Annotated in this window: 3 protein-coding genes; all 3 read right to left on the bottom strand. The window is 70.9% G+C overall.

Annotated elements, in window-relative coordinates:
- Positions 1–389: 389 nt before the first annotated feature.
- Genes ADY59_RS50840 through ADY59_RS45090 form a run of 3 tightly spaced genes read right to left on the bottom strand, consistent with a single transcriptional unit; the run spans position 390 to position 9,263 of the window.
- A complete protein-coding gene (locus ADY59_RS50840) occupies positions 390–677 on the bottom strand; it encodes a hypothetical protein (RefSeq protein WP_049576835.1) in 288 nt (95 codons plus the stop codon).
- Positions 670–1,197 (bottom strand): hypothetical protein, encoded by a 528-nt coding sequence (locus ADY59_RS45095; RefSeq protein ID WP_049576833.1) that lies wholly within the window; start codon positions 1,195–1,197, stop codon positions 670–672. The genes ADY59_RS50840 and ADY59_RS45095 overlap by 8 nt, the downstream gene beginning before the upstream one ends.
- Positions 1,198–1,235: 38 nt before the next feature.
- Positions 1,236–9,263, bottom strand: coding sequence for a hypothetical protein (locus ADY59_RS45090; RefSeq protein ID WP_197094161.1), 8,028 nt, complete (start codon positions 9,261–9,263; stop codon positions 1,236–1,238).
- Between the last annotated feature and the right edge of the window lie 86 nt (positions 9,264–9,349).

The following is a 9,349-nucleotide window of genomic DNA, read 5'->3' as shown; positions in this document are numbered from 1 at the left end:
GTTCCGGCTTCGACTACCTGCGCGACCCCTCCCCCTCTTTCTCCCCGGACGACGCCCGCGATCCCGCCGCCGTCGTGGCCACCGTTCTTTCCTCCTCCCCCCCCCCTCTCCAACCCTTTCTTTCTTTCCCCTCCTTCTTCCTTTTTCTTCTCTCCTCTCCTTCCCCCTCTTTCTCTTCTCCCCCTCTCCTCTCCCCCTCTCCCTTCCTCTCTCTCTTCTTCCTTCTTCTTCTTTCCCCCCCCCCTCTCCCCCTTTCTTTTTTCCTTCTCTCTTTCTTTTTTTTTTTTTTTTTTTTTTTTTTTTTTTTTTCTTTTTTTTTTTTTTTTTTTTTTTTTTGTTTGTTTTTGGGTGGCTTTTCTTTTTTTCTTCTTGTCTTTTTTTTTTTCTTTCTATTCTTTGGCGTACATGAGGGCGCCCTCGAGAGCGCGGTCCGCGTACGTGGTGGCGATGAGGACCCACTGGCCCGCGTCGATCAGCGTGGAGAGACCGGAGCCGAAGGTGAGGTCGCCCTGCCGGGCTTCGTGCTCGGAGGCGTACGGCACGACGACTTCCACGTCGCCGTGACGGATGCGCCAGGCGTCCCGCTCCTCGGTGAGGACGGGCTCCCCCGGCTCGCCGAGGGTCATGAGGTCGAGGTAGACGTACGCCTCCACGAGGGAGCGGGCGCGGTCAGGCATGGCCGGCCGCCAGGTTGCGGTAGGTGTCTCGGACGATCAGGAGCCGGTCGAGCTGGAACCTGCCGGGTTCGGCGGCGCGTGTCTCCAGCCCGCGGTCCGACCAGAAGGCGTCGTCGGGCACCTCGTCCTGGCCGGGCGGGATGAACTTGATGATCTCCTCGACGGAGGCGGCGGCGATCGCGAGGGTGCGGCGGGCCTCCTCCTGGTCGTCGGCGGGGACGTTGCTCGCGGTCAGGTCGGCCACCCAGAGCCATTCGCCGGCGTCGAGCAGCTGGGAGGGCTCGTCGCCGCCGAACGTGGGGTAGCCGGCGGGCGGGACGGGACGCTCGGGGAGACCGAAGAGGAACTCGCGGGGCGTCCCGCACTCGCCGCAGTCGCCCGCGTAGCGGTTGACCAGTTCGCCGTCGATCGTGGTGAGGCCGGCGGCCCAGGTCGTGTCCACCGATCCGCACGTCTTGCAGGGATGCAGGTCGAGGTAGAGGTGGGCCTCGTCCCTGGTGCGCGCCACCGCGAATGCCATCGCCGTCCTTCCGCCCGGGCCGTCCGTCCGGGTTCCCATCATGCACTGACCTTGGTGGTGCCGGCGCGGGGAGCGCACGTGCACACCTGGCCGTCGGGGCACTCGCACTCTTCCTCGGGCGGTTCCCAGCCGTTCACGTTGGTGACCTGGCGCAGGCGATGCCAGTCGGTGCGGGGACCGGATGCGGCGGCCTCCCGCAGTTGGGCGATCTCGGCGGCGAGCTGGGGCGGGACGGCCTGGCGGAGCCCGTCGCGGGAGGCCAGGTCGAGCAGCATGGTGACGCGGGCCTGCCGCTGGGCGGGCATGGCGGTGCGGACCTGGCGTACGGCTTCGTGAATCTGGGCCAGGGCTTCGAGGTGGGCGGCCATCCGGGGGTCGCCCACGGCGCGGGCGACCGCTCCGGCGGCGGTGGCCGCGGCGGCTCGCTCGTTCGCGCCGATGGGGGCATGGGCGCCGACCTGGAAGGTCAGGACGCCGTCCGTCACGGTGGCGGCGGGCCCGCCCTCGCGCGGGGCCCGGATGTGGACCTGGATGGGCGTCCGGCCGGGGATCTCCAGGTCGAGGCGGCCGGGGCCGATCCGGCGGACGGAGGCGCCGGCCAGGGCGGCTCCCCGTTCGATCGCCTGCGCGGCGGCGGTCACGGGCAGCGTCAGCATGGCGGGGGCCGTCTGGGGCGCGGGACCGCTGGGCGTGCCGGTGTCGCCCCAGTTCAGCAGGGCGGCGATCCGGCTGCGCGGCTGGGTCTCCGGAGCTCGGGGGCCGGTGCCCCACGGAGCTTCGGGTGGGATGTGGCCGCGCCGGGTGATGTCGGCGGCGATGGCGTCGAGGGCGTCGGCGATGCGCAGGCGCGCGGTGCGATCGGTGGTGCCGTGCCACTTGCGGGACAGGTGGGCGTGCTCGTTGAGGCGCGGCACCAGGCAGTGGTCGGTGCCCTCGTGGGCGTGGGCGGCGGAGGGCAGCGAGGTCCTGATCACCCCTTGGGGGCGGCCCGCCTCCTCGGCCGCGCGGTGCTGGGTGAGGTGGGTGAGCTCGTGCACCAGGACGGACGACACGACGTGCGGGTCGACATGCGGTGACAGGACGATGGCGTGCGGGGCGCCTTCGGTGCCCGCGCGGAAGTCCGTACGGCCCAGCAGGTCCTGGCCGGGGTCGCCGATGGTCACCCGGATGTGCTGGGCGGGCCCGGACGGCAGGTCGGCGACGAGTGTGATCGCGTCCTCGCCCGGCACGATCGGCGCCCACGTCAGCCCTGTGACGGCGCCGCCGAGGTCACCCGTCGTGAGGTCCTGGGCGCGGATCTCGGGCAGGGTCAGGGCTTCGCCCGCGGTTCGGGCGGCGGCGTCGAACGGCGTGCCGGGCATCGCGGGCGAGGGGGCGGACGGGGCTGAGCTGGCCGCCCCCGCGGTGGGGTTGCCCGGTGAGGCGGCGGTCGGCGCGGCCGGCTCGGTGTAGGGGTAGGCCGGTGCGGCGGGCGCCGCCGGGGTGAGGCCGCGTGCTTTCAGCGCCTCGACCACGTGATCGGTGAACGTGCCCTGCTGCGGCGAGGACATGAACACCTGGCGCAGGTCGAGGTTCGCCTGGTCGGCCAGCTGGAGCACGTTGGGCGGCAGGGTGGCGAACGCCTCGGCGAACCCGCCGTCCGGGGTCTCGCTGCGTACGGTGCCGTCGGGGTAGGCGCGGTAGCGGTGTTCGCCGTCCGGTTCCGTCACGGTGACGATCGCCACCTGCCCTCGGTTGCGCGCCTCCAGGCGGGCCGCGGTGAGCTGCTGGATCAGGCCCTGGCCTCCGGTGGCGTCGAAGGTGCCCGTCCATGCGGGAGCGGGCGCGATCCGGATGCCCGCCTCCATCCGGCTGCGCAGCTCGTTGATCTCCTCCCCGAAGAGGGTCACGTCGATCGTGCCGGTGGCGGCGTTGCGCAGGTGGACCGGTTCGCCCTTGGCCTCGGAGCGCATGTGGGGCAGGCGCTTCTGGTGCTGGAAGGTCAGGTCGTAGTCCACCCGGAAGCGGACGGTATAGAGCGCGCCCTTCTTGAACTCGCTGCGTTCGACGCGGACGCCGCTGCCGTCGCTCATGCTTTCCGACGCCTGCTCGCCCATCGATTGGCTGTAGTTCGACCCCGTTTCGTCGTCGCTACCCGAGGCGTTCCCGCCGAAGGGGGCCAGCCTGCCGCGGCCCATGGTGGTCGCCGTGGTGTTCGCCGTCCGGTCGACTTCGCCCTTCTCACCGTCGAACGGCCCGGCGACGACGTCGAGATCGGACACGTGGGCCTCGATCCTGACGTCGACGCCCTGGTCGGTGGCGCCGAGCCGGCCCAGCGGGACCACGACGTCGCCGCCGGGCTGGGACATGCGTTCGAGCCCGGTGATCAGGGCGTCCACGGACAGCCGCTTGACCAGCTCGGCCCAGCTCACGGCGACGCTCCTGGGGCCGACCATCTTCTCCAGCTGGTCGGCGACGACCTTGAGCAGCGTCGGCCCCTCCTGGTACAGCGTCTCCGGGAAGAAGCCCGGCGGCACCTCGACCCGCCGAGGGTCCTGGACCTTCGCACGCGGCGGCGGCGCCTCGGAGACGGGCCGGATCATGCCGGTCGGGATGCGGCGCACCAGGGTGGCGTTGAACCTCCTGGTGGTGACCTTCCCCGGGCTGCGCTGAACGGTTCCGGCCACCGCGCGGGCCACGCCCCGGGTCCTGCCACCGGGCAGCGGTCTGCGCTCCACCTGGACGACGAGCGTCATCTCCTGCTGGACGCGGTCCAGCCCGCGGAACAGGCCGATCCGCTGGAGGCGGGTCGTCTGCTCGTTGCGGGAGCCGGTGAAGGATCGGGTGCGGTCCGTCGACAGGGCGAGCCCGCCGCCCTGCGCCTGGCCGTCCTCGTCCTTGCCCGAACCGGAGTATTCGGCCCCGTACGCCCACGTGCCGTTGAACGTCTCAGAATCGGTGATGTCGGTGTAGCGGTAGCGCTGCTTGATCACGCCCGCGTCGTCGGTGTGGCCGACCAGCGTCCCCTCGTTGGCCTCGGTGCCCTCCTTGGGCACCATCCGCACCCGGACGGTGATCTCCTCGTCGACCCCGCTGCCCACGCCGCCCAGGGCGACATAGCTCTTCTGGTAGCCGTCCTGGCTCCACATGTCGTTGACGTGCATGTCGGCGCGCGTGCGCGCGAAGTCGACCCCCACCTCCTTGCGCAGGGTCGGGACGGCCGCCAGCACCTCCGGCGCCGTCTCCTCCAGGATGTCGATGATCTCGTTCCCGAGCCGGGTGGTCTTGTCCTGCTCGTCGGTCACGGTGAAGGACTCGACCACGCTCAGCCCCATCGCGTTCACGTACGGAGGGGCGAGCACGACGGCGCTGCTCTTCTTGATCAGGTCCGCCGCCTGCGTCAGCGCGCGGTCGAGCTGCTTGCGTACGGATTCCCGCCTGAAGCCCTTCTTCGGCGCGGCGGCGCTCTGGGGCAGCTTGGCCACCTCCTTGAGGCGGTCCAGCAGGCGGCGAGGGGTGTGCCGGTCGGCCAGGTCGATCTTCTGCCCGGGGGGCAGCGCGCCGAGGTCCTTGAGGTAGCGCTGGATGAGCGGGGTGGCGAGCATCCGGTCGAGGTTCAGGTTGCCGTTGAGGAACCGCTCGACCGCGTCGGCCACGAGATGCAGCGGCAGCTTGAACTCGTCGTCGGCGTACAGGCGCAGGGCGTCGTACTCGGGGAGCGTCATCAGGGCGCTGCCCTGGGTGTGCTCGACCTTGGCGGCGCCCGGCGTCAGCTCCTCGGCGAGGGTTTCCTGGCCGGTGAGCCGGAAGCCCACGTCGGCGCGGATGACGTAGTGCCGGCCGGTCTCGATCGTCAGTTCCTCGGTCCCCCAGATGTCGAGCAACGACCTGGAGGTGGAGTTCCCGCGGGACATGGAGGCCGGTGAGAGCTTGCCGCCGTCCTTGGAGCCGCCGTTGTCGTCGAGGTCGGCCCCTGCGACGGTCACACCGCCGTTCCAGCCGCCGGTCCCGCCCCAGTTGACGCCGGCGCTGCCCAGCGCGAACTTGATGTCACCGCTCACATGGTCGACGACGCCGACGATCTCCGCGTCACCGTACGTGCCCTGCACGTCCAGCGACCCGCGGACGGGCACCGCCCGCGTGCCGACGCCCGTCTCGGTCCGGTACGCGTTCTCGTCCCACTCGGGATGGGCGATGAGGCTGCGGACGCCGAGGTGGGCCGCGAAGTGGTGCAGGGCCTGCGAGCCGGCCCGCATCCCCTTCGGCAGCACGCGCCGCCCGGCCGCCATCATGCCGCCGCCGTCCAGGTGCAGCAGCTTCGCGCGGGACAGGACGCCGGCCGGCAGCTTGCCCACGGACGCGTTCCTGGGCTGCTTCTCGGGCAGGAGGTCGGCCGCCATCACGAGCCTGGCGTCGCCGTCGGCCTCGAAGGTGCGCACGTGCTTCCCGTCGCGCGACAGTTCGATGGTCAGCTTGTGCCCGACCCTGAAGATCGCCACAGGGCCGGTGCTCTCCCCCAGCGTGACGATGTTCTGCGTGCTGCCGACGCTCGACCCGACCTTACGGGTGATCGTTCCGCCGACGCCGACATCGAACTCGTGCGAGAGGCCGTCCTGTCTCTCGCCGGGGCCGTCGCCCATGGTCGACCCGCCCTTGAGGGGGTACGTCCTGGACCTGCTGTACGAGCGGCCCGAGGTGTCGGTGCCGATGTTGAGGTAGACGTCCGCCTCGGAGGTGCTCTGCCCGACGTAGGTGACGTCGGAGAAGTTCTGCGCCAGCTTGACGGTCAGGGTGTAGTGCTCGGGGGAGTCGTTCGGCCGGTGGCGTACCAGGTCCACGAGCACGCCGTCCTGCGCGACCTGGTCGTAGGCCGCCTGGATGCGCTGCGGGGACAGCTGCCGCACGACCTCGGTCAGGTTGAGGAGCTGGCTCGCGCGCGTCAGCTCGGAGCCCGTCAGCACCGGCTCACCGTTGACGATCTTCGGGATCACGCCCTGCTCCGACAGCTCGTCGAGCACGTCCTGGGAGATCTGGTCCAGTCCGGTGATGTCCTGGACCAGGGCCGGGCCCGCGCCCCGCATCTTGGGCATCCACGTCGGCAGCTCCGGCAGGCGTCCCTCCGGCGGGGCCGGGTCCGGGTCACCGCGCAGCACGGGGACGCCGTCGGCCCCCAGCTTCACGGCCCCCTTCTCCCTGACCAGGGCGGCCGCGTCGACGGGCAGGCCGAAGCGGAGGGCGGCGGCTTCCTGCATGCTGACCAGCGCGGTGCTCATCACCTCCAGGGGGGCGGCGGCCGGCTTGCCGATGCGCTCGACGATGATCGTGTGCTTGAGCGTCAGCCTGTACGCCTGCCTGTGGCCCATCTTGCGCTGCACGCTCGGGTGGATGGCCTGCATGTTGGCGGTCGAGCCGTAGGAGTGTGACGCCGACCTGCCGGTCTCGCCCTTGGGGCCGAACGAGGGACCGTAGCCGCCCATGTCGACGTCCTGGAGACCCTCGAGGTTCAGCGCGGCCGAGCCGGTGAAGCCCAGCGAGCCACCCGCGGACGTCCCTCCGGGCCCGCCGACGAAGTCGTTGAGCACCTCCTCTTCCCACTCGTCGGGGCCCGGCTGCCCGATCAGCTCGCTGTCGGGCACCGCGATGATCTCCGTCTTGACCTTGATCCGCACGTCGGGGCGGCCGCCGCTGCTGATCGTGCGCACGAAGCCGTCGTTGACGGACTCGCGCAGCGACACCGGCAGCTCGTCGACGAGCACCGTGCGCAGATTGTGATGGGCGACGGTGCCGACCTGGGCGTAGTCGTCGCCGAGCTGCGCGGCGGCGTCGTCGAGCGCCTCTTCCATGCCGGTCATGCCGGTGACCGTCACGTTGGAGAGCTTGGGTCTCTTGGGCCCGGGGTCGTGCTTGAAGGTCTTCTCCGGCGCCGGCTCGACGAACGGGTGCCCGACCCAGACGTGCTGGGCGGCCGCGTCTCCGGGGACGCCGGAGTCGATGGTGACGGCCGTGCCCCACTCCTGCGACGAGGAGGTCCTGATCTGCACCGTCATGGTCGCCTTGCCCCGGTACAGCAGCGACTCCTGCCGGCCGTCGCGGACCGAGCCGGTCTGCGTGAACATCGCCGCACCACCGGTCACGCCGCCGTTGCGCCCGGCGCTCAGGGTGGCGCCCAGCCTGACCATCTTGGCGGCCTTCTGCCAGCCCGAATCCTCCTGGAACATCGGGATCAGGACCGCGGAGCTGACACCCGGCGACCGCCCGACGCTGTTCGCCTGGGTGGCCGAGACCGTCCTCCCACCCAGCGAGAACATGCCCACCATGATCTCCGAGGCGACCACGGCGGGATCGAAGACCTCGACCAGATCCTCAAGGGTCAGCTTGATACGCACCTCGGCCGACTTCTTGCCGCTGCCGGCGCGCAGCACCGCGCCATCCTCGGTGAGAAGCTTGTGGAAGTTCTGGCGGAGGGCGAACTCCAGCTCGGAGCTGGTGTAGACGTGATTGACGCCCTTGTCCGCCAGGAGCTCGTTGACGCGCTCGGTCAGCTTGGTCAGATGGGCGATCCTGCCCGTCGGCACCCACTCCGTCCGGCTGTCCGCGGACGGCAGCGAGGCGGCCCTGGCCTCGAGGAAGCTCTCATGCTCTCTCCTGGCCTGGTCCGCCGACCTGCTGCTCGGCGGGGTCGAGGTGAACGTCTGGTACGCCTTCCGCGCCGCCGTGGCCTGCTGAAGCGCCTTCTCGTACCGCTCGGCCATGCGCAGATGCCGCGCCTGCGTGGCACGGTGGAGCCGGATTTCCTGCCGTGCCTTGCGTACGCGCTCCGCCTTGCCGTGGTCGCGGTTGTTGTTGGACTTCCTGAGCTGCTTCCCGGCCTTCTTGGCCCTCTTGTCCGCCTCCTCGGCGCTCTTCTGCTTCGCGGCGATCTGTTCCGTCAGGTTCTGCTCGATCTGGCGGAAGGACCTGACGAGGGCGAGCGCCTCCAGGGTCGAGGGATCGCTCTGGGGCACGGCGGGGACGCTGGGCGGAGGGTCGGCCGGCGTGGCCGCCCAGGGCGCGGGAGCGGGATGGCCGCGTTTGGCGAGGTCCCGCAGGACGCCGTCGATGTCCACCGCGAGCAGGCGCTGCTCCTCCGGGGTCGGCGCCTGCTGCCACCGGCCGATGAGGTACGCCAGCTCGTTCTGCCGGGCCAGCACACACTCGTCGCTGGTCTGCCGCCGGCGGCCGCCGCTCAGCAGTCGCCGCAGCACGCCCTGCGGCTGCGGCGCGGCCAGCTGCTGCAGGGTGTCGGTGACCTCGTGCAGCCAGGTCCTCGCCACCTGGTCGGCGGCCGTGCCCGGGGCGAAGCGGACGAGGTGCGGGTTGGTCTCGCTGTGCGGCCTGCTCCTGTTGTCGCTGAGCACGGTCTCGCCCATGACGCCGCGGCGCGGGCTGTCTGGCGCGGGCCGGAAGTACTGCGGAGGGCCGTAGCGGGGCTCCACCGTCAGCGTGCGGCTGGTGGAGGACCAGGTGACGCTGATCAGATCCTGGTGCAGGAACATGTCGGCGCTCAGCGAGGCGGCCGCGGCCGCGATCTCGTCGGCCGTCAGGGTGGTTCCGTCTGAACGGCCGTCCGTGACGTAGCGGGTGCCCGCCAGCGGCCGGGACGTCACGGTGCCCGGCCTGCTCTGCGGGCGGGCCGCCGGAGCCTGGTCCGGCGCCGGTCCGGGGGCGGGCGCGGTCGCCTGGTCGGTGCTTCCCCTGCTGGTGGCCTGGACCAGGAGGATGGTCGCGTCCATGCGCAGGTGGTCCGGGTCGTTGTTCTGGCGGGCCCGTTCCTCCAGCGTGGCCCGGACGGCGTTGACGGCCTGCGCGGCGATCACCACGTCGCCCGCGTCCCTCGGGAGGACGAGGTCGCCGTTGCGCGTGGCCACCATGCCCGGGAAGCTCACGGCGATCGCGTCCAGCAGGGCGGTACGGGCTCCGGCGACGGGCGCGGGCGCGTTGTCGGCCAGCGTCACCGCGTCCTGCACCGGCACCCGCTCGTCAACGGCGGGCGCCCCCTCGGGAGCGGGCACGGCCGCCGCATCGGGCGCGACCGCCGCATCAGGCACAGGCACCGCCTCGGGCGCCGCCGCGGCCGGGGCGGGGGGGGGCTCTTTTTTACATTTCCCAGCCCCCGAGACCGGACTAGATATCG

Origin of the sequence: Nonomuraea sp. SBT364, assembly GCF_001083785.1 — a bacterium.
Lineage (GTDB): Bacteria > Actinomycetota > Actinomycetes > Streptosporangiales > Streptosporangiaceae > Nonomuraea.
The sequence above is the reverse complement of the archived record's forward strand: the minus strand, read 5'-3'. Positions and strand labels throughout refer to the sequence as shown.

Bases quoted from the DNA above. Each gene is read 5' to 3' on its own strand.
- ADY59_RS45095 (WP_049576833.1), bottom strand. From the start codon at position 1,197: ATGGCATTCGCGGTGGCGCGCACCAGGGACGAGGCCCACCTCTACCTC.
- ADY59_RS50840 (WP_049576835.1), bottom strand. From the start codon at position 677: ATGCCTGACCGCGCCCGCTCCCTCGTGGAGGCGTACGTCTACCTCGAC.